The organism is Flavobacterium alkalisoli (genome assembly GCF_008000935.1).
Classification (GTDB): domain Bacteria; phylum Bacteroidota; class Bacteroidia; order Flavobacteriales; family Flavobacteriaceae; genus Flavobacterium; species Flavobacterium alkalisoli.
In genome coordinates, this window is sequence record NZ_CP042831.1 from 3,937,419 (window position 1) to 3,959,550 (window position 22,132).

At 38.4% G+C, this 22,132-nt stretch carries 21 protein-coding genes; 10 read left to right on the top strand and 11 right to left on the bottom strand.

The window, feature by feature from the left end; translation table 11 throughout:
• Positions 1-2: 2 nt before the first annotated feature.
• The 4 genes from FUA48_RS18015 to FUA48_RS18030 form a co-directional block, all read right to left on the bottom strand.
• On the bottom strand, positions 3-779 hold the full coding sequence (locus FUA48_RS18015) for a 3'-5' exonuclease (RefSeq protein WP_147584880.1): 777 nt from the start codon (positions 777-779) through the stop codon (positions 3-5).
• Positions 780-784: 5 nt separating this feature from the next.
• Positions 785-1,456, bottom strand: coding sequence for a M15 family metallopeptidase (locus FUA48_RS18020; RefSeq protein ID WP_147584881.1), 672 nt, complete (start codon positions 1,454-1,456; stop codon positions 785-787).
• Between the two features lie 100 nt (positions 1,457-1,556).
• Positions 1,557-2,981, bottom strand: a complete 1,425-nt coding sequence (locus FUA48_RS18025; protein ID WP_147584882.1) for an RtcB family protein — start codon at positions 2,979-2,981, stop codon at positions 1,557-1,559.
• A gap of 887 nt (positions 2,982-3,868) precedes the next feature.
• On the bottom strand, positions 3,869-5,383 hold the full coding sequence (locus FUA48_RS18030) for a TROVE domain-containing protein (protein ID WP_147584883.1): 1,515 nt from the start codon (positions 5,381-5,383) through the stop codon (positions 3,869-3,871).
• Between the two features lie 280 nt (positions 5,384-5,663).
• On the opposite strand from FUA48_RS18030, the gene FUA48_RS18035 reads away from it, so the two are divergent.
• From FUA48_RS18035 to FUA48_RS18050, 4 genes are all read left to right on the top strand, one after another.
• Positions 5,664-6,689: a helix-turn-helix transcriptional regulator gene (locus tag FUA48_RS18035; RefSeq protein WP_147584884.1), complete on the top strand. Its 1,026-nt coding sequence runs from the start codon at positions 5,664-5,666 to the stop codon at positions 6,687-6,689.
• Positions 6,690-6,877: 188 nt separating this feature from the next.
• Positions 6,878-7,093 (top strand): hypothetical protein, encoded by a 216-nt coding sequence (locus FUA48_RS18040; RefSeq protein WP_147584885.1) that lies wholly within the window; start codon positions 6,878-6,880, stop codon positions 7,091-7,093.
• A 29-nt stretch (positions 7,094-7,122) separates the two neighbouring features.
• Positions 7,123-7,653 carry a DinB family protein gene (locus FUA48_RS18045; protein WP_147584886.1) on the top strand — a complete coding sequence of 177 codons (531 nt, stop codon included), beginning with the start codon at positions 7,123-7,125 and terminating at the stop codon, positions 7,651-7,653.
• Between the two features lie 29 nt (positions 7,654-7,682).
• The gene (locus FUA48_RS18050) at positions 7,683-8,246 is read left to right on the top strand and encodes a dihydrofolate reductase family protein (RefSeq protein ID WP_147584887.1); all 564 of its coding nucleotides are present in this window, start codon (positions 7,683-7,685) and stop codon (positions 8,244-8,246) included.
• Between the two features lie 45 nt (positions 8,247-8,291).
• On the opposite strand, the gene FUA48_RS18055 is transcribed toward FUA48_RS18050, so the two are convergent.
• The 4 genes from FUA48_RS18055 to FUA48_RS18070 all read right to left on the bottom strand — a co-directional run bounded on the left by FUA48_RS18055 (position 8,292) and on the right by FUA48_RS18070 (position 12,150).
• Positions 8,292-9,614, bottom strand: coding sequence for a dihydrolipoamide acetyltransferase family protein (locus FUA48_RS18055; RefSeq protein WP_147584888.1), 1,323 nt, complete (start codon positions 9,612-9,614; stop codon positions 8,292-8,294).
• Between the two features lie 103 nt (positions 9,615-9,717).
• Entirely contained in the window at positions 9,718-10,878 is a 1,161-nt protein-coding gene (locus tag FUA48_RS18060; protein WP_147584889.1) for a glycosyltransferase family 2 protein, read from the bottom strand.
• Between the two features lie 118 nt (positions 10,879-10,996).
• Entirely contained in the window at positions 10,997-11,425 is a 429-nt protein-coding gene (locus tag FUA48_RS18065) for an Hsp20/alpha crystallin family protein (protein WP_147584890.1), read from the bottom strand.
• Between the two features lie 167 nt (positions 11,426-11,592).
• Positions 11,593-12,150: a DUF2199 domain-containing protein gene (locus FUA48_RS18070; RefSeq protein ID WP_147584891.1), complete on the bottom strand. Its 558-nt coding sequence runs from the start codon at positions 12,148-12,150 to the stop codon at positions 11,593-11,595.
• A 101-nt stretch (positions 12,151-12,251) separates the two neighbouring features.
• Between FUA48_RS18070 and FUA48_RS18075 the strand changes: the two genes are divergently transcribed.
• Positions 12,252-14,117: an ABC-F family ATP-binding cassette domain-containing protein gene (locus tag FUA48_RS18075; protein ID WP_147584892.1), complete on the top strand. Its 1,866-nt coding sequence runs from the start codon at positions 12,252-12,254 to the stop codon at positions 14,115-14,117.
• 99 nt (positions 14,118-14,216) lie between these two features.
• Positions 14,217-14,822, top strand: a complete 606-nt coding sequence (locus FUA48_RS18570; protein ID WP_240732507.1) for a hypothetical protein — start codon at positions 14,217-14,219, stop codon at positions 14,820-14,822.
• Here FUA48_RS18570 and FUA48_RS18085 read toward each other — a convergent pair.
• The 3 genes from FUA48_RS18085 to FUA48_RS18095 all read right to left on the bottom strand — a co-directional run bounded on the left by FUA48_RS18085 (position 14,819) and on the right by FUA48_RS18095 (position 16,649).
• Positions 14,819-15,073, bottom strand: a complete 255-nt coding sequence (locus FUA48_RS18085; protein ID WP_147584893.1) for a DUF7218 family protein — start codon at positions 15,071-15,073, stop codon at positions 14,819-14,821. The two genes, FUA48_RS18570 and FUA48_RS18085, sit on opposite strands and share 4 nt — an antisense overlap.
• 153 nt (positions 15,074-15,226) lie before the next feature.
• Complete coding sequence (locus FUA48_RS18090) at positions 15,227-15,892, bottom strand: hypothetical protein (RefSeq protein WP_147584894.1); 666 nt, start codon at positions 15,890-15,892, stop codon at positions 15,227-15,229.
• Positions 15,893-16,130: 238 nt separating this feature from the next.
• Positions 16,131-16,649 carry a DUF4833 domain-containing protein gene (locus FUA48_RS18095; protein ID WP_147584895.1) on the bottom strand — a complete coding sequence of 173 codons (519 nt, stop codon included), beginning with the start codon at positions 16,647-16,649 and terminating at the stop codon, positions 16,131-16,133.
• A gap of 227 nt (positions 16,650-16,876) precedes the next feature.
• Here FUA48_RS18095 and FUA48_RS18100 point away from each other — a divergent pair, with 227 nt between their 5' ends.
• The 4 genes from FUA48_RS18100 (at position 16,877) to secA (ending at position 22,096) form a co-directional block, all read left to right on the top strand.
• Positions 16,877-17,578 (top strand): ABC transporter ATP-binding protein, encoded by a 702-nt coding sequence (locus FUA48_RS18100; RefSeq protein ID WP_147584896.1) that lies wholly within the window; start codon positions 16,877-16,879, stop codon positions 17,576-17,578.
• Positions 17,579-17,668: 90 nt separating this feature from the next.
• Complete coding sequence (locus FUA48_RS18105; RefSeq protein ID WP_147584897.1) at positions 17,669-18,241, top strand: cob(I)yrinic acid a,c-diamide adenosyltransferase; 573 nt, start codon at positions 17,669-17,671, stop codon at positions 18,239-18,241.
• Between the two features lie 175 nt (positions 18,242-18,416).
• Positions 18,417-18,638, top strand: coding sequence for a DUF2795 domain-containing protein (locus FUA48_RS18110; protein WP_002986941.1), 222 nt, complete (start codon positions 18,417-18,419; stop codon positions 18,636-18,638).
• 95 nt (positions 18,639-18,733) lie between these two features.
• A complete protein-coding gene (gene secA, locus FUA48_RS18115; RefSeq protein ID WP_147584898.1) occupies positions 18,734-22,096 on the top strand; it encodes a preprotein translocase subunit SecA in 3,363 nt (1,120 codons plus the stop codon).
• The last annotated feature ends 36 nt before the right edge of the window (positions 22,097-22,132 follow it).

The following is a 22,132-nucleotide window of genomic DNA, read 5'->3' on the forward strand; positions in this document are numbered from 1 at the left end:
TTTTATACTAATTTATTATTTAATTTTCTTAATTTAATAGCTGTAAGCACTTTTTTAGTGTATAAAGGGAAATCGGCATTCTGAATCCACCCGAAATAACCGGGCTCCTGCTCCAGTATTTTCTCCACTTTTGCACCTTTGTGCTTACCAAAAGTAAATATCTCTTCCCCATCATCATCAAGAACTATAAAACCTGCAAAATCTACTGCTTTTTTACGGGTTGTAAATTCCGAAAGCTCCTTAATATCATTTTTAAGATCTTCATACCGGTCCAGTTGCGATTTTAATATCTCATAAGTAGCATTGGTATCTGCCGCTGCACTATGTGCGTTTTCAAGCACCTGCCCGCAATAAAACTTAAAGGCAGCACTAAGGGTACGTTCTTCTTTTTTATGGAAGATTGTCTGCACGTCTACAGTTACCCTGTTTTTCATATCAAAGTCAACACCTGCCCTTAAAAGCTCTTCTGCCAAAAGCGGTATATCAAATCTGTCTGAATTATATCCGGCAAGGTCAGAATCCTTAATCATATTATACACCTGATGAGAAAGATCTTTAAAGGTAGGCTCGTTTGCCACTTTTTCATCGTCTATACCATGAAAAGCTGTAGACTGTGGCGGAATAGGCCTTTCCGGATTTACAAGCCAGGTTTTGCTTTCCTTATTTCCGTTAGGGTATACCTTAAGTATCGCTATTTCAACTATTCTGTCTTTAGTAATATCTGTACCTGTAGTTTCCAGATCAAAAAAACATATAGGCCTGTGCAGTTTAAGTTCCATTTTATTTATTGTTGTGTTTGTTCATTACACTCCCATCTAAAATCGGAAGTCTCATATTTTTTCTTTCTGTAATCAAAGTGCCACCATTCATTATCATAAGGTGTAAATCCTGCCTCATTCATTATAACTCTAAGCAGCTTTCGGTTATTTTGCGCTTTTTCAGATATCTTATCAGACATGTAATGGGAAAGGCTTGAAAAATCATCAAACTCATTACCCATGTCAAGCAAATCACCGTTTTCATCCGCCAGAGATAAATCTACTGCTGCTCCCCTGTTATGATTAGAGCCTTTACCCGGCGGAGCAACATATTTGGGATTGTTTACAATTTCATACATCTTTTGCTGATAGCCGTAAGGACGATAGCAATCAAAAATAACCAATTTAAGGTTTTTAGCATTAGCCAGCATGTTAGCTTTTTCTAAAGCTTCTGCTACCTCCGGCCTTAAAAAGCATCGGGCACAGGGATAAATTTTCTGCTTCATAAAATTAGCAGTATCGGCATAAGCCATTTTATTGACCATGTCTAATGTATCCATCTTTATTTCTGCCCAGTTGGCTGTATCTTTCATAACTATAGTGTGATGAAAATCTTCTGTAAGTCTTTTATCATCAACTTTAGCGGTGCTTAATGCAAAAAGCACTATAACCAATACTATTACCCCGAAAGTTTTCACCAATTATACTTTTATCTTTACAAAGATAGGGAATTGAATTTATGACCAAAGACAAATAAAAAAAGGGAGACAGAAAAACTGTCTCCCTTAGCACCCATTGTTAATCTTCCCGGCTTCCGTCATCGGCCATTCTTACCATTTTAGGGGTAAATTTAGCCACGACATCCACAAGGTCTGTTTGTGAGGCCATCACGGTGTTGATATCTTTATAAGCCATAGGCGCTTCATCTTTTCCTGCCCCAATAAGGGTCACGCCATGGTCTTTAAGTACTTGTCTCATATCATCTCGGGTAATGCTTTTTATAGCCTGTGTTCGGCTCATTTGCCTTCCCGCTCCATGTGAAGCTGAGTTAATGGAATTTTCTTCTCCTTTACCTCTCACAAGGAATCCCGGTGCCGTCATACTACCCGGTATAATACCCATAACCCCTTTACCGGCCGGTGTTGCCCCCTTACGGTGTACTATTACCTCTTCTCCGTTAAGGATTTCCTTCCATGCAAAATTATGATGATTCTCTACCTTAGCCAGCACTTTACCTCCTAAAGCCCTTTCCATCTTATCATGTATTACCTGATGACAGGCCGATGCATAATCTCCAGCCAGGTTCATAGCCATCCAGTATTCCTGCCCCTCCTGAGTACTAAGATCCAGATAAGCAAGGTTTTGAGCTTCCCTTGGCAGTTTGCACATACTCTTGGCAAGCTTGGTATAATGTCCTGCTATAGTAGCACCCAAACCACGTGAACCCGAATGGGTAAGCAAAGCCACATAACGTCCCTTATCTATGTTAAGTATCTCATCTCTTTGTTCAAACTCTATAATACCAAATTCCACAAAGTGATTACCTCCTCCCGAAGTACCTAACTGAGACCAGGCTTTATCCTGGAGGCTTTTTAAAAGTTGGTTCATATTAAACTCATCACGGTCTAATATATCGTGAGTCGTTTTATCTCTCCCTTTAAAACCCTGCCCTGCACCAAATTTAGACTGAGCAATAAGCTCCCTTTTAAACTTAGCCTGATTTTCCATAAAGAATCCTTCAGGAATATCGTATACCGACAGTGCCATTCTACAACCTATATCTACCCCAACCCCATAAGGAATTATGGCATTTTTTGTTGCAAGCACACCACCTATAGGAAGGCCGTATCCCTGATGGGCATCGGGCATTAAAGACCCCGCTACCGTTACCGGCAGTTTCATTGCCACATCCATTTGGGTCTTCGCCCCTTCTTCTATATGTTTTTCACCATATATAGTATACGTCTCCGGATTTTCAACAAGAGGTATTTCGTCTTCCTTCAAAATGTTTGCTTCCTCTATCATTGCCGAAGCCAGTGTTCCTAAAACTTCGTCATCAAGAAAATTCTCCGGATAATCATTTACTTTCTTTAATAAAGCCAATACTTCTTCTTTTTCCTGAGAAGCATATTTTTCATTTACCAATGTTAAGGCATGCCCTAAAACCGTGTTTTCTTTAAAACCGATAGTCAATAAATCGGTTCCTGTAATTAATCGTTCCATAACTTTTTATGTTTGCAATGGTTGCTTTAAACTTAATTTATAATTTTTAAATAGAAAAAGAGGCAATAAGCGTAAAGTGATGTAAGATGTCGATTTGGAAACGAAGTAACACTTTACAACGGCACTCTTTTACTGCCGGGGCTATAAGCAGGAAGTGACATGCAGGATTCGAACCCGCTTTAATCAGCCAGGCGAAGTAACACTTCCCTACGGCACTCAACAATTTTTTAAAGAACAAAGGAGCAAAAAACGGTAAGAGAACGGGGGCATGTCAAGCCGGAGTCGAACCGGATAGCCTTGCCATATTAAAATGACTACGCTATTCCTCCCCCTAAGTGGTGACGAAGTATCCCTTACCTACGGCATCCTTATTTTAAAACAGGGCTACAAACGAAAAGAGACTATTTCCCGCGCTTACCATCTAAGCTATATCTTTCACTTTCTCGAAGAAAGGGAGAATCGAACTCCCGTCTCAGGAATGGACGAAGTAACTCTTATCTACGGCACCTGTTATATTAAGATGAGGCTATAACCGGAAAGACCTCTCTAACAAGTCTTACCAATTAGACGATATCCTTTTACAGGATAGCAGCTTTTGAAACTGCATTGTGTTAACCCCAACGAAGTAATTCTTCCCTACGGCACTCATCTAATAAGCTTTTATTAAGCTCCCGCAACATCCCCTGTTGCAGGAGCAATCTACAATTCAAACAGGGCAAAAGGCAAAAAGAGTTTCTTGCTCTACCAGACTGAGCTACATCTTACGATGACAGGATTTGAACCTGTGACACAGAACTTACGGAGTAACTCTTATTTACGGCACCTGTTTTTATTATGTTTATGAACTTTTATTAAGCTTCCGCAGCATCCCCGGCTGCGGAAGCGATCTACAATTTGATTTGGCTTATCTTTTCCATAGCAATTGCCGTATCATTTACAGCATTAAGAACATCAAAGATCTTGTCAGACCAGCCAGCTATCAAATACACATCATTTCTTTTTATATCTAAAGGCATTTTACCATGCCCTGCAAGGTCAAATATATACAGGCTGGCATTTGGTGCTATTTCCTTATACTTTTTCCATGAGCCTTCAAACGAATTGAAGCCTGTGCTATCATACATCTGCACATCGGTAAACAACATAACTTTATCTACAACCTCTTTTCTTTTTATAAGGTCGTTAACAACCAGGTAGCCATTTGTAGCATAACCTACTTCACCTTCCCTTCTGTAATACTCCAGTACATTTGCCAGTACATTTCTCCTTGGCATGTTTATTATTTTCCAACGGTCGCCAAACATACCGCTTATAACATTTTTACATTGCGACTGCATAAGCATACCCAGCATTAGGCCTATATCATAAAGCATTACACTACTCTTTGCCGAAACAGGTTGCTGCATTGAACCTGAAACGTCGCAGGCAATAACAACCGATGTATTCACACCAAAACCTTTTATGTTTTTAGCACTATGCATTACCGCATCCTCAAGAGCTTCGAGAACCATAGAGGTATATTTCGATTCATGCTTTTTAACTTCTCTATAAGCTGCAAGAAACCTAAAAGGCAATTGTTTAGATGTTGCCACAGCCTGTTCGTTAGAAATATAACTGCAAACCATTTTAATATGATTTACGGAAACGCCTGCATCAAGTATATTTCTCAGGTTACGCATTATAGCCATATACCCTACTTTTTTACTCTCTATTAATTCCTGCCATTTTTGAGCAACTGCCATCTGTTTAACAACCTGATTCTCAAACCTGGTTTTTCCCAGTTCAGAAAGCTCAGTTTCCCATGTATAAGGCACAGCAAGTGTATTGGCAGCAATCTTATTAAATACTTCCTGCTGGCTCTCATCTTTTGCTTTAGGGTGAACCAAAAACAGGGCGTCTTTAAGTTTCACTTCTGTTTTCCTGTTGTATTTGGCAAACTGGTATTCATCAAACCTGTTAAACGACTCTGCAAGTCCTTTTTGTACCTGCTTAGAAAGGCTTCCCAGTTTTTTTGCACCCTGCCTTTTGTTTGCTATCTGATAGTAAGCTAAAAGCTCGGCAATCTCATCGGCACGCTGTACTACTCCGTTTATTGTTTTACTTACTATTGAAGTACCCGACGCCTGTTTTGCAAGTTCAACCGAAAGCACTAAAGGAATACTCCTTAAATACATTTGTGTTCTAACATAAACGGCTAACTTTGCAACAAACTCGGCATCACATAAAGCCATAAGGTTTATAATTCTTTTAAGTCTTTCGCTTCCCGATTCGTAAAATGTATCACTCAGCCCGGTTGTAACCACTGCTGTATACAGTTCCATTTCGGGAGTAACTTTATAAGCTTTAGCTCCTTGGTGATTTACAGTTATGTTTTTGTTTTTGGCTAAAAAATTGAATTTCATAATACTAATCTTTTACTGTTAAACTTAAAATTGATAAGGTGTGGTTTTAATGTCTCATCCTGACATTGCAAATATGGCCGTACGTATGCGCAATGAAAATGCGCAGTGAATTTTTTTTTCATTATTTTCAATGAAAATATTGACTACCAATCATTTAACAAGTAAAATAATTTCAAAATATGTTTAAAAAAACAAATCTGCGCAAATAGAATGCGCAGTAAAAGTATTTTTATCTATTTTTGAAAGGCCTTTTTTAACCAAAAAACCAAATCCTTACCAAATGGCTACAAATAAGCTTGCCCTTTTACGATATAAAACCATTGACGAATGCCTTAAAAACCGATTCAGGAAATGGACACTGGAAGACCTTATAGAAAAAGTATCGTATGCCTTATACGAATATGAGGGTATTTCTACCGGGGTAAGCAAAAGGACTATTCAGTCTGACATTCAAACCATGCGTAGTGATAAGCTGGGATACAATGCCCCTATTGTTGTTATTGACAAAAGGTTTTATACTTATGAAGATTCCGATTACAGTATAACCAATTCTCCTATCAATACTGCCGATATGGATAAGATGAAGGAGATAGTAAGCGTTTTGAAGCACTTAAATGGCTTTAACTACTTTGACGAAATGAGTGATCTTATCGCAAAACTGGAAAACAACGTAAACAAATCGGCCGACAGTAATAAGAACTACATTCAGTTTGAAGACAACAAAAACCTTAAGGGAATTGAACATATTAGCCCTTTGTATCAGGCTATTTTAAATAAAACACCGCTACTTATAGAGTATAAATCATTCAAAGCTTTAAAAGCTAGTAATGAAATTTACTACCCATACCTTTTAAAAGAGTACAGAAACAGATGGTTTTTGGTTTGCAGGCCAAAAAAAAACCAAAACCTTCTTACTCTGGCCCTGGACAGGATTATTGAATTTCATTCCCTTTCAAAAGAACTGTATGTTGAATATGACGGTGTAAATTTTGACCGTTATTTTAATGATTTGCTGGGAGTAACAAAATCTCAAAAAGACAGGCCCAGTAAAGTAATACTGCATGTAAACAAATACAACGCCCCTTATGTAATAACTAAACCCATCCATCATTCGCAACAGATTGTTAAAGAGGATGAAACCGGTATTATAATACGGATAGATGTGGTTCATAACTTTGAATTGGAAAGGGAGATATTGGGCTTTGGGGAATGCATGAAGGTTTTGGCCCCAAGAAAGCTTAAAAGTATTATAGCTGCGAGGATTAATAAATCGGCAGAAAGATATCATAACGAAGAGGAATCTTAATTATTCTCTATTGTCAACATTAATGTCAACGCAGGTATTGTTTATGTAATTACCTGTGAAATAATTTTGTATGATTTCGAAAAATGAAGTCTCAAAATTTTTTGAGGTTTTTGCACAACCCACCTATCCATTTGTGTTGTACATTTACACTACTTTTTAAAATCATCATCATCAAAAAACCGACAATTATGAAAAAAGTGTTTGTTTTTAAAACCTCCGTCAAAACCAACAGACAAATCAAATTCGCAAGTAAAATACTTGCCGCAATAGACTCTGTATTAAGAGTGGATTTTGACCCGGAGGATTGCGACCGTATCGTTCGTGTTGAAAGCAACAAAGAAATCGCAACTAAAGTAATTAACCTTTTCAGGGCTAACGGACTTAACTGCGAAGAATTAGTTTAAAACAATCATCAATCAAAAAATCAACATTTATGATCACCAAACCCCTTATTGGCGAATATCCGCCGAGACTGGAAGCGTATATAGGCCTCACTAAAGAAGACGGACTTATACATTTAATGAGACAGGATAGAAACTGTACCTATAATTTCTTTAAGAACATCAGTCCTGACATGGCTAATTACTGCTATGCCGAAGGAAAATGGAGCATTAAACAGGTACTGATGCATATAAATTATGTGGAGAGAATCATGCAGTATCGTGCATTAGCTGCATCAAGAGGAGACAACCAAACTCCTTTTGGATTTACCAACCACGAAGCCTACATACAAAACGCAGAAGTGGAACGCCATGACATTGACGAACTTTTGGAAGAGTTTAATGTAATACGCAATTATAGCATAGAATTCTTTTCAGGATTAACAGAAAAGCAATCACAACTTTGCCTTGGAAGCGGAGAAGACACTGTTTCTGCAAGAGCAGTAGGATACGCCCTGTTGGGCCATGTGCGCCACCACATGAATATTATTAACGAACGCTATCTTAACACCGTAGCAGAATAAATCATGCACGTAATAAACGAACTTTAACTATGAGAAAAGTAATTCTAGACCTTGCCGTTACGCTTGATGGTTTTATTGAAGGACCAAATGGTGAAATTGACTGGTGCATTATGGATACAGATATTGGAGCAGGAGAGAAAAATTTCCTGGAAACTTTTCCTGAAGAAATTGACACTGTATTTTACGGACGAAAAAGCTATGAACTATATGGCAACTATCAACCTGAAGAAGAAAGTGGCTTCAAAGACTTTTATGATAAAATAAATCGAATGAAAAAATATATTTTTTCATCAACACTTACCAATGCCGGAGAAAATACCATAATAAGAGATAAAATTGCTGAAGAAGTAAATCAGATAAAAAACCAAAAAGGAAAGGATATCTGGCTTTTTGGAGGTGCATCTCTTATTACAGCTTTCATCAACAACAATCTTATTGATGAATACAGACTTGCAGTTCATCCTGTAGTATTAGGTGGTGGAAAGCCATTGTTTCAGGATATAAGACAGCGATTAAACCTCGAGCTTATCGAAGTAAGGTCTTCTAAATCGGGTGTTACAAGTTTATATTACAAACCTGCTTCAGTCAAATAAAAAAAGCGGCTATTAAGCCGCTTTTTTTATTTATACTATTCAGTATTATATATCTCTGTTTGGATCAAAAGCCTCCAGGTATTCAGCAACACGCTTAACGAATGAACCCCCAAGAGCTCCGTCTACCACACGGTGATCGTAGCTGTGAGAAAGGAACATTTTCTGGCGGATACCGATAAAGTCACCTTCAGGAGTTTCGATAACTGCAGGTACTTTTCTGATAGCTCCAAGAGCAAGGATACCTACCTGCGGCTGGTTGATAATTGGTGTACCAAACACACTGCCAAATGTACCAACGTTAGTTACTGTATAAGTACCTCCCTGAGTATCGTCCGGTTTAAGTTTACCTGCTTTTGCACGGTTACCTAAATCGTTAACGGCTTTTGCCATACCTACAAGGTTTAGCTGATCGGCATTTTTAATAACAGGTACAATTAGGTTACCGTTAGGTAATGCAGCCGCCATACCTAGATTTATATTTTTCTTCTTGATGATATACTCACCATCTACAGATATATTCATTAAAGGGAAATCCTTAAGTGCTTTTGCAACTGCTTCCATGAATATAGGAGTAAAAGTAAGTTTTTCACCTTCTCTTTTCTCGAATGCGTTTTTAACCTTATCTCTCCATTTAACGATATTGGTAACGTCTACTTCAATAAACGACTGTACGTGAGCCGAAGTTTGAACAGACTGTACCATATATCCTGAGATAAGTTTTCTCATACGGTCCATTTCCACAATCTCGTCCTGTCCGTTTACAGATACGGGAGCAGCTTTTGCCACCTGAGCCTGTGCTGTTGGAGGAACCGGTGAAGGAGCAGCGGCAGGTGCTGGCTGTGCAGGTGCTGGAGCCGGCTTAGAACCTCTGTTCTTAACGTAATCTAATATATCGTTTTTAGTAACTCTTCCGTCTTTACCTGTACCGTTAATTGATTCAAGTTCAGCAAGAGATACGCCTTCTTCTTTAGCTATATTCTTAACAAGCGGAGAGAAAAACTTATCTGAATCCGAAAAATCAACAGGAGCTGCAGTCGAAGTTTCCTTAGCAGCCTCAACAGTTTTTTCTACTGCCTGTACGCTTGGTGCACTTGTTTCCTCTTTTGGAGCATCAACAGCAACACCACCTTCGGTCTCGATATAAGCAATGGTTTGACCAACCTGAACAACATCGTCAACCTGGAAAAGTATTTCAGAAAGAACACCTGAAACTTCAGACGGTACTTCTGAGTCCACTTTATCTGTGGCAATCTCTAAAACCGCTTCATCAGCATCAATGTGGTCACCCACATTTTTTAACCAATTTGTAATTGTTGCCTCTGCAACACTTTCCCCCATTTTGGGTAATTTTAATTCAAATTTTGCCATATCGTTAACCTAAAGGTAAAATTAATCTTTGTGCTTGCGAATTTACTAAAAAAAATCAGTTTTGTCCTGTTTTGTTACGGCTTTATAAAACCGTTAAGACTTTTCAGGATTTTATAACAATTACAGTCCCTCTGTCGTTACTGTCGTTACTTCCTATAATAAAATTACTCCCTCTCGGCTTTATTTTAAAGGTAAGGCCTGATTTTTTAAAAAGCTCCATTAATTTAATTATCTCAAAAAAATCAAGCGTTTCATTATCAAATATCACTTCAAACCTCTTTAAACCTGAAATCGATTGCGAAATTAATAATTTTTCGAAATCTTTTTCATGTCGGTCCACTTTTTTTTCAAGACTGACTTCCAGAGCAGTACGTAAATCTTCATTATAAGATAAGAGTATATAGCTATCGGGTACTATTACAGCCACCTTTTTCTTTTGTTTTGCCAAAGCAAAAAACAAAGTCCCTGCCCGCATAAACAAATCAAAAACAGGAGAACTCCTAAAATGCTTCTTATAGAAAAACTGCATCGCTTCCCTAAAGCGATTCATATAAGTACCATCCTTAACCGTACTCTCTCCTTTATAATGTACAACGGTTGTTTCGTGAAAATAATAATTGATCTTACCCTTTTGTTGTACCGTATAAGACAAATCAATATCATCGCTGTACATAAAACAGCCTTCATCAAAACCTCCTACTTCAAGATAAAGCTCACGTTTCATAACCATAAAGGCCCCAACAAGTATATCTACCTCACCCGTTTGATCTTCATCAAGGTGTTGAGCATAATACTTATTAAAGAGCGATGATTTGGAAAAAGCTTTATTAAGTGCTGTTATTTTTGTAAAGGCTACCCAGGGAGTAGGCACTCCCCTCTTGCTTTCCGGCAGGAAGTTACCACGGCCGTCTACCAATTTTCCCCCTACAATACCCAGATTGGTTTTGCTTTGTGCAAACTGCAGTACTTTTTTAAAGGTATCTTCCGCGACGACAGTATCAGGGTTAAGTATACAGATGTATTCACCCTTTGCAGCAGCCACACCTATATTATTACCCTTCGGGAATCCGGCGTTATCCTTATTCTCTATAAGTGTAACCTCAGGGAAGCGCTGGCTCATCATAGCACAGCTATCATCAGGAGAGTTATTATCAACTACAATTATTTCACCGTCAATATCTTTTAAAGCCTTTTGTACACTAAGTACACACTGCTCTAAAAAATAGCGGACATTATAATTAAGGATAATTACCGATAACTGCATGCCGCAAATATAATTATTATGTTGAATTGGTTAATTGCAATACTTAGATTTACCTTACAACAAATAAAAAAGCACCCTGAAACCAGAGTGCTTTTTCAAACCAACTAAACTCAAATCATTATGAAATATCTATTAACCTCTTTTCTTTAGGTAACGCTTCCTCTTTTTTAGGAAGTGTAAGTTTAAGGATACCGTTATCGTATGAAGCAGTAATAGCCTCCTGATTTACGGTTTCCGGAAGTGTAAACGATCTTTTAAAAGAAGAGAAGCTAAACTCTTTGCGCGTAAATTTACCTTCTTCACCTTCCGTTTTCTCTGTTTTTACTTCAGATGAAATCGTTAAAAGGTCATTGTCAAGTTCAACATTAAAATCTTCTTTTTTTAACCCCGGAGCCATAAGCTCCACCAGGAAGTTGTTTTCTGTTTCTTTTATGTTTACGGGTGCAGTTACTTTATTTACATACTGTGTACCACCCATTAAATCTTTAAAAATTTCGTCCATTACAAATGGAAAACCGTTTGTGTTGTTGCGTTTTACTAAGTTCATATCTTTTAATTTTTTAGTTTCAAATATTTGCTTAGTAATAGTCAACTTTTATTCCAATGCATTTTTTAACGCCAAAATGGCACTTTACATGACTTTTTGTCTGATTTATACTTAAGAAAAAAGCGCTCCGACTGGAACGCTTCTGTCAAATATTGAGATATAATAAACTAAATATTATCATTAAACCTCTGCAAAATATTATCAACCCGCTTTTGCGCTTCTTTTTTAGCAATACCATTATAGTAGTCCTCAACAAAAGGATGGGAAAAACTTTTATGCGGTATAATTTCAGGCCTGTTGCTACCTCCATTATACACCACATCAACAGGAACACTCAAAGTATCATCATACCCCTCTAAAATATTACTTATCCAACCAAAATACACAGCTTCATAATCATTTGAATCAAAATGAGATTTATAATCTAAAAAACTCTTTTCACTAAGAGACACCCATAATCCGTAATGTAAATCCTCACAGCTATCATACACTCTTTGAATTAGTATCACACGAATAAATCTATCGGTTTGATCAGGGTATTCAATAACACAAAAATCACGATCCAAAGAAGCTATACTTCCCTTATCTTCAGTAGGCAATTGCGAATAATTAATAGGAGCATCATAACACAATGCGGGCCAGTCTTGATGATACTCCCCACATTCCGGACATTTATATTTTTTCTTCCTTTTAGGAAAGAATATATTTTTTAAGCCTTTAAACATATAATACAATTTATAAACCTCAAGGTAAAGATAACAGCTAAAGTAAGTTTCAAGACAAAACATGATACAAAAAGACTACTTTTGCAAAAAATAATACAGCAGTGAACTATCTTTCAGTAGAAAACATATCAAAGTCTTTTGGCGAGCGTACTCTTTTTGACAATCTTTCTTTCGGGATAAACAAAGACCAGAAAATAGCCTTTGTTGCAAAAAACGGTACAGGAAAAACAAGCATCCTTAAAATAATTACGGGAGAAGACACTCCCGACACAGGACAGGTTGTTATACGTAAGGATATTAAGATGGCTTTCTTATCACAGGAACCCAATCTGGATCCTGAACTTACCATTGAGGAAAGCATATTTGCTTCAGACAACGATATACTGAAAGTTATAGAACAGTATGAAAAGGCGCTTGAAAACCCTGAAGACGAAGAGGCATACCAAAAAGCGTTTGAGCGCATGGACGCCAACAACGCATGGGATTTCGAAACCCAATACAAGCAAATCCTTTTTAAACTAAAAATGGAAGACCTTAAGTTAAAGGTTAAAAATCTTTCGGGAGGGCAAAAAAAGCGCTTGGCTCTGGCTATAATCCTTATTAACAAGCCCGATCTTTTAATACTGGATGAGCCTACCAACCACCTGGACCTGGAAATGATTGAATGGCTTGAGAATTATTTCGCTAAAGAGAACATGACCCTGTTTATGGTAACGCACGACCGTTTCTTTTTAGAGCGTGTTTGTAATGAGATTATTGAGCTAGAACACGCAAAGCTATACCAGTACAAAGGAAACTACTCGTATTATCTTACTAAAAAAGAGGAAAGAATAGCTGCCGAAAACGCCAGTATAGACAAAGCCAAAAATCTTTTCGTTAAAGAACTTGACTGGATGCGTCGTCAGCCAAAGGCAAGAACCACTAAGTCTAAATCAAGACAGGACGACTTTTATGTAATTAAGGAAAAGGCTCATAGCCGCCGCAAAGACCACCAGATAGAGCTTGAAATAAACATGGAGCGCATGGGTAGCAAGGTTGTGGAACTACATAATGTTTCTAAAAAGTTTAAGGACAAAACCATACTGGATAACTTTAACTACAACTTTAAACGTGGCGAACGCATAGGCATAATAGGTAAAAACGGTACCGGCAAATCCACCTTTCTTAATATACTTACACAAACCATACAGCCCGACAACGGTAAGGTTGTAATAGGCGAAACAATAAAACTGGGCTATTACACGCAGGCAGGTATCAACCCTAAGCCGGAACAAAAGGTGATAGATATTATTAAGGAGTTTGGCGAATACATTCCGCTTACAAAAGGAAGAACAATATCGGCAGCACAGTTACTGGAGCGCTTTTTATTCGACCGTAAAAAACAATATGACTTTGTAGAGAAACTTAGCGGGGGCGAACTAAAACGCCTGTATTTATGTACGGTACTTATACAAAACCCTAACTTCCTTATACTGGATGAACCTACAAATGACCTCGACATTGTAACCCTAAACGTACTGGAAGCATTCCTTTTAGATTATCCGGGATGTTTACTGGTTGTATCTCACGACCGTTACTTTATGGATAAGATTGTAGACCACCTGTTTGTTTTCCGTGGCGAAGGCGAGGTAGAAGACTTCCCGGGCAACTACAGCGATTTCCGTGCTTATGAAGACAGTGCCGAACCTGCAAAAGACGATGCAAAACCTGCAGCCGATAAAAAAGCATGGAAACAAAATCAGGTAAAAACAGGACTTACCTTTAACGAACAGAAGGAATACCAGAAAATAGAAAAGGAAATTAAAGACCTTGAAAGGGAAAAAGAAGCCATCGAATTGCTTTTCTCTGAAGGTAAGGTAGCCGATGCCGACATCACCAAAAAAGCAGACGAACTTCAGGTTGTACTCAACAAGATTGATGAAAAAACCGAACGTTGGTTTGAGTTAAGTGCTAAAATGGAAGAATAATTCTAACCAAAAACTATATTATCTGTCATTTTGAGAGTAATACAATACCGTGAAAAAACTCTCGTTAAAGTGAAATGATTTTTATTAAATTTGGGAACGATGTCATACTTAGAATTTCTTTTAAAGTCTAAAAACGCACATGGGGTTCACTCCCCTTTTGTGTTTGATCTTGTTACCGATGGTTTTTATTTCGGCAAGAAAGTAAAAATCAGCAATAATAGTGTCAGCAATCAGGCACTAACTACCCTTTTTAAAACTATTAATCATTTCAGGTCGTTTAAACTCGCCATTATGGGAGAAAATGCCCATGACATGACCGAAGCCATTCGTGAAGCGGGAGAAAAAACCAAAACACAAATATGGTTCTTCTCTCCTCTTGCGTCAGTACCGGGCGGACTGGACATGAGCGTAATTTGCGGACATGATAAACACACCATCCTTCCTGTATTTAATAAGCTTCTGGACAACGTAGCCGAGAAAAATATCTTTGTACTTACAGATCCACATGCTACTCCTGAAAGGGAAGCTGCATGGGAAGCCATAAAAAAAGACCCAAATGTTACGGTCACGGTAGACACATATCATTTAGGCCTTATCTTTTTCCGTAAGGGACAGGCGAAACAACATTTCAACATACGCCCTTACCGTTCCTTTGCACTCGACCTTGTTTTAGGTGTTCGCAATTTATGGGGATTATTAGCTTAGTTTGTGCGCAATGCATGAGCAAGTTCTGCCTTGGTCATTTTGCTTCTTCCTTCAATTCCCACTTTTTTCGCTTCTTCATAAAGGCTTTGCTTAGTGCGGTCTTCATATTTCTTTGCTTTACCGCCACGATGTTCGGCACCTTTGCTGTTAGCTATACGCGCCGACTTCTCCTTACTATAGCCTTTGTCTCTTAGTGCCTCATACTGGGCTTTATCCTTTACCTCAGGCCCTGGGCTTTTTCTTCCTGGCATAACTAAATTTTTTATGGTTTAACTACCTTAAAGGTATTAAACCACTAAACAAGAACACGTTAACCACCGGTTAAAGTATACCCAATAAAAACAAAAAATGCCGGCTATTGCCGGCATTTCCACAAACACAAATTTATATAAAACCTTTACATATTACTCTGCTGCTTCTTCTTTAGCCTCTTTGTTTTCTTCGCCTTTAGCAGTCATACGCTCCCATTTAAATTTCGGAGCAAACTCTAATTTAAGCTTAGCAATTGCATTGTTGTCTTCAGAAGAAAGACCTTCTTTCTCAACAGTGTTTTTTCTTGCATCAAGAGCCTCATACCAAACTTTAATCTGGTCAAAGTCTTCTCTTGAGTAAGTGTCTTTGTTTTTCTCAAAAGTATCTACAAAGTTTTGGTAAACACTAAGAATGTTGTCTTTGTTTACCCAGTCAAAGTTAAGATCGCTACCAACCATGTTGTTTGGACCGAAGTAAGATACTATAAGAGCATTACCCTGAGTTTCTTTTACAGTGTTTTGAGTCTCAGTTTTTACGTTTTCGTACTCTGTTTTAGAGTCGTTAATTCTTGTTTCAGCATTTTGGCTGTCTTTTGCATCAGCTAGCGCAGCTTCTGCTTCAGCAAGTCTTGCATTGTATTCTGCATCAATTGCTTCCCAGTTAGACGTTCTTTCTGTAGCATCAAGACGGCTTATTGAGTCAACATAAGATTCATAACGGTCAATGTTTTGTTCCGCCATTTGCTCAGTATCCGTTTTACATGATGTCATACCTGCTGCGATTAAAGCAGCTCCTAATAATAGATTCAATCTTTTCATAGTCGTTTTGATTATTTGTTACTTGATAGATCAAAGGTAACTGCATGTTTACGACAATTCAAAATTTTAGCTAAATTATTAAGAATAGTTTAATACACTTAAACAGTTTATTAAGATTTTTAAGAAATAGTTAACGGAATTATAGTCGAAAGTCGGAAGGATTTAAAGTCTAGGAATAGGTATAATAATCTGATAAGCCTTAACAGACTTTAGACTTTACAAACTTTCGACTTTAAGTTTATTTGCTGATGTACATAATTTCGGTAAGCTTCTTTTTGGTTTTTAAGTCCTTACCGTAAAATTCAATTTTAGAAACCCCTGTACCAAGGGCATTGCAGTGTAAAAACATTCTTTCCAGCTGGATATCCTTACCGTTTATGTTTACGGTAACTACAGGATGCCCGGAATGAAGTGCCAGCGTAAGTGTTTTTTCGGGATAGGCAGCCAGTGTGAATTCAAAACGGTTCTCGCTCACCCTGTTAAAGGTAATACCATAAGCCATTTTACGTTGCAGTGCGGTAAGCTCCTCACGGGTACCGTCCTTTTTGTAGTCTATCTGATATACATCTATAGGATCGGAATCATTAATACGTGTGCTGCTGCTAAAATTAGCATCATATACATAGGTATTATGATTCTTACTGTGCTGAATGTAAAAAAGGCGTTTATGAGTATCAGGAGGTTCAGGATAGCCCTCCTGTGCCAGGCAAGCCGGCATGCTAATAATGAAGAGTATGATTAGCAATTGATTTTTCATATACTGATTGTCAACACTATAAATATAGTAAAAATTTTGTTAGACAGGCAGTTTATGTAAAGAAATTGTAAAGTTGCAGGCTTTGATAAATATTTTTTATTTCACTATTTGCACTTTAAACAAAACCAACACACATGTCAAAATATAAAAAAACTACATAATAAACTAAACACACCTTTTCATCATTCCAACAAAAATTCCTTACTTTTAAGCCTCAAAATAAAAGTATGGCACAACCAATTATCGATATAAAAGGTATTACAAGAAATTTTCCGTTGGGTAACGAAGTTGTAAAAGTTTTAAAAGGTATAGACCTAACTATAGAAAAAGGTGAATATGTAGCACTAATGGGGCCGTCGGGTTCGGGTAAATCTACCCTAATGAACCTGTTGGGCTGTCTTGACACCCCTACCGGAGGCACCTATATCCTTAACGGAAAAGACGTAAGCCAGATGACCGATAACGAGTTGGCCGAAATACGCAACAAGGAAATAGGCTTTGTTTTTCAAACCTTTAACCTTTTACCAAGAACCACAGCACTGGATAATGTAGCCCTGCCTATGGTATATGCCGGTTATAAAAAACCCGAGCGTACCCAACGCGCCACACAGGTACTTACACAGGTAGGCCTTGACGACCGGATGGACCACAAACCCAACCAGCTTTCGGGAGGTCAGCGTCAAAGGGTAGCCGTAGCACGTGCCTTGGTTAATCACCCTTCTATCATCCTTGCCGATGAGCCTACAGGTAACCTGGACAGTAAAACATCCATAGAGATCATGAAGCTTTTTAACGAGATACATGCAAACGGCAATACGGTTATATTAGTAACCCACGAAGAGGATATTGCTGCCTACGCCCACAGGGTAATACGCCTTAGGGATGGTGTGATAGAAAGCGACAGGGTAAATCCTAATCCGCACAGGTAATTGTAAGTGATCAGTATTTTAATCAATCCATCACTCAAAAGTAAAACTTAGCGACTAAGCTACTTAGAAACTCAGCAACTTTAATACAAAATGAAAGTATATACTAAAACAGGAGACAAAGGTACCACAGCACTTTTTGGCGGTACACGCGTACCTAAACATCATATAAGAATAGAAAGCTACGGTACTGTAGACGAACTTAACTCACACATTGGGCTTATCCGCGATCAGGATATGAACCCGCTTTATAAGAAAGTACTGGAGCGCATACAGGACAGGCTGTTTACTTTAGGTGCCATATTGGCAACAGACCCCGAGAAATCGATCCTGAAAAACGGAAAAGAAAGACTTAATATCCCTAAAATTACAGAAGCCGACATTCAACTGCTTGAAAATGAGATAGACTTAATGGACAGCCAGCTGCCACCTATGACGCATTTTGTGCTTCCGGGCGGGCACACCACCGTGTCATATTGTCACATTGCACGTTGTGTTTGCCGTCGTGCAGAGCGACTTTCGGTACATTTACACGAACTGGAACCTACAGATGAGATGGTTTTGACATACTTAAACCGACTTTCTGACTACCTTTTTGTACTGGCACGAAAGTTGTCCCATGATTTACAGGCCGACGAAGTGAAGTGGATACCAGAAAAGTATTAGTTTGCCAAAGGGTTAAAACAGTAAAGAGATACAAAGCAGGTCTAAAAAAGCCCTTTTGAGTACCTATATAAGACACCCGAAAAACGTTCTTAACTTTTTACAGAAAATAAACATAATTTTACTTGACTTTTTCAGTAGAAAATTTATTTTTGCATAAAATTAAATCGTTTAGAAGATGTATTGGACATTAGAATTAGCATCCTATTTAAGTGATGCCCCGTGGCCGGCTACTAAAGATGAGCTAATTGATTACGCCATCAGAACAGGTGCACCTCTTGAGGTAGTAGAAAACCTGCAATCTATCGAAGATGAAGGAGAAATCTACGAATCGATGGAAGAAATATGGCCGGATTATCCGACAGACGAAGATTATCTTTGGAACGAGGATGAATACTAGGAAAAATAAATTCAATTGAAAAGTCTCTTCTTGAGGCTTTTTTTTTGGTTAAATTTGTACCTAAGCATAGACAAATAAAAAGTAATTATATAATAATGAGTTTAATAAACAGCATTTTAAAAGCCTTTGTAGGTGATAAATCGCAAAAGGACATAAAGGCTATCCAGCCTTTAATAAGTAAGAGCAAGACTTACGAACAGGCTTTGTCGCAGCTTTCTAACGACGAGCTTAGAGCCAAGACTATCTATTTTAAAGATATGATTCGCGAAGCCCGTGCCGATAAAGACGCTAAAATAGCTTCATATCAGCAGGAAGTTGAGAAAACAGAAGACATTGATGCAAGAGAAGATATTTATGCATCTATAGATGCTCTTGAAAAAGAAGCATACGATATTAGTGAGAAAGTATTAATGGACATACTGCCGGAAGCGTTTGCAGTAGTTAAGGAAACGGCTCGCCGCTTTAAAGAGAACAGTACTATTACGGTTAAGGCTACTCCTAAGGATATTGAGTTCTCGGCTACCAAACCATACATCACTATAGAAGGTGATAACGCATTATGGTCTAATACATGGAATGCAGCAGGTAAGGAAATTACCTGGGACATGATTCACTACGATGTACAGCTGATAGGTGGTATAGTACTGCACCAGGGTAAGATTGCAGAGATGCAAACGGGTGAAGGTAAAACCCTTGTGGCTACCCTTCCGCTTTACCTTAACGCACTTACAGGAAACGGTGTTCACCTTGTAACCGTAAACGACTACCTTGCAAGAAGGGATAGTACCTGGAAAGCGCCTTTATTTGAGTTCCATGGTATGACAGTTGACTGTATAGACAACCACCAGCCCAACTCTGAAGGAAGAAGAAAAGCTTATGCTGCCGATATTACTTATGGTACAAACAACGAATTTGGTTTTGACTACCTAAGGGACAACATGGCACACTCGCCAAACGATCTTGTACAAAGAAAACACAACTTTGCCATTGTCGATGAGGTCGACTCGGTATTAGTGGATGACGCACGTACGCCGCTTATTATCTCTGGTCCGGTTCCTCAGGGAGACCGTCACGAGTTTAATGAGCTTAAACCTAAAGTAGATAATCTTTATAACTTACAGCGTACTTTAATAAACGGTGTTTTAGCTGAGGCTAAAAAACTTATTAAAGAAGGTAACACTAAAGAAGGTGGTTTCCTTTTATTAAGAGCGCACCGTGGTTTACCTAAAAACAAGGCCCTTATTAAGTTTTTAAGTGAGGAAGGTGTAAAACAGCTGCTTCAAAAAACTGAAAATCATTACATGCAGGACAACAACCGTGAAATGCATAAAATTGATGAGGCACTTTACTTTGTAATTGAAGAGAAAAACAATCAGGTAGAGCTTACCGATAACGGTATTCAGTTCCTTTCTCAGGATACTGACAAGGATTTCTTTATCCTTCCGGATATTGGTACTGCGATTGCCAACATAGAAAAACAAAAGCTTTCTAAAGACGATGAAGCGGAAGCTAAAGAAGAGCTTTTCAAAGACTTTACTATTAAGAGTGAGCGTATTCATACGCTAACTCAGCTATTAAAAGCTTATACCCTGTTTGAAAAAGATGTTGAGTATGTAATCATGGACAACAAGATCATGATTGTAGACGAGCAGACAGGCCGTATTATGGATGGAAGACGTTATTCTGACGGTTTACACCAGGCTATTGAGGCTAAAGAGAACGTTAAGATTGAAGCAGCTACGCAAACATTTGCTACCATTACGCTTCAAAACTACTTCAGGATGTACAACAAGCTTGGAGGTATGACGGGTACTGCCGTTACCGAAGCAGGCGAGTTTTGGGAAATATACAAATTGGACGTTGTTGAAATTCCAACAAACAGGCCAATTGCACGTAAAGACCAGCATGACCTTATTTACCGTACAATGCGTGAGAAGTTTAATGCCGTTATTGAAGATGTAACGCAACTTTCTAATGCAGGAAGGCCTGTACTTATCGGTACTACATCGGTAGAGATCTCTGAGTTATTAAGCCGTATGCTTAAGATGAGAAATGTACCTCACAATGTACTGAACGCGAAACTTCATAAAAAAGAGGCAGAAATTGTTGCCGAAGCAGGTAAACCGGGCGTAGTGACCATTGCTACTAACATGGCAGGTCGTGGTACCGATATTAAGCTTACTCCGGAAGTAAAAGCTGCTGGTGGTTTAGCAATTATAGGTACAGAGCGTCACGATTCAAGACGTGTTGACAGACAGCTTCGCGGTCGTGCAGGACGTCAGGGAGACCCTGGAAGCTCACAGTTCTATGTATCTCTTGAAGATAACCTGATGCGTTTATTCGGTTCTGAAAGGGTTGCTAAGATCATGGACAGAATGGGACTTAAAGAGGGTGAGGTTATTCAGCACTCAATGATGACCAAGTCTATTGAGCGTGCACAGAAAAAAGTGGAAGAAAACAACTTTGGTGTACGTAAACGGCTTCTTGAGTATGACGACGTTATGAACGCACAACGTGAAGTGGTTTACAAACGCAGAAGACACGCATTGTTTGGAGAAAGACTTAAAGTGGATATCGCAAACATGATGTATGATGTTGCCGAAGTTATCTCTGAAAACAACAAACTGTCTAACGACTTTAAAAACTTTGAATTTGAATTAATCCGTAACTTCTCTATAAGTTCTCCGGTTAGCGAATCTGAATTTGCTAAACTAAGCGCAAGAGATATTACAGGAAAAGTATATAAAGCGGCTAGCCAGGCTTACCATGATAAAAACGAGCGTAACGCTGCAGAAGCTTTTATAGTTATTAAAAACGTATATGAGAACAACGAAGGCCAGTATGAGCGTATCGTAGTTCCGTTTACAGATGGTGTTAAATCGCTTAACGTGGTTACTAACCTTGAAAAAGCTTACCAGTCTGAAGGTAAAACGCTAATCAACGATTTCGAGAAAAACATTACTCTTGCTATTGTTGACGAAGCATGGAAAAAACACCTTCGCAAAATGGACGAGCTTAAGCAATCGGTACAGCTTGCGGTTCACGAACAGAAAGACCCGCTTCTTATCTATAAGTTTGAGGCATTTGAACTGTTCAAGAAAACGCTTGACAGTATCAATAAAGATGTAATATCATTCCTTTTTAAAGGTGACTTACCATCTCAAAATGCTCAGCAAATACAGGACGCAAGACAACAGGTTCAGCAAAAAGAACAGTACACCGAAAGTAAGGAAGACGTTCTAAATACAGATGAAATGGCTTCACAGGCACGCCAGGTATCTCAACAGAGCCAAAGCCGCCCTCAGGTTACTGAAACCATCGTTAGGGATGCTCCAAAAATTAACCGTAACGACAACGTGACCATTAAACACGTTATGAGCGGTAAAACTGAAACCATGAAATACAAAAAGGCAGAAAGCCTTATTGCAACCGGTGAATGGGTTGTGGTTAACGACTAATCAGATTTTCATTCTATAGATTAAAAAGTCCTGCTA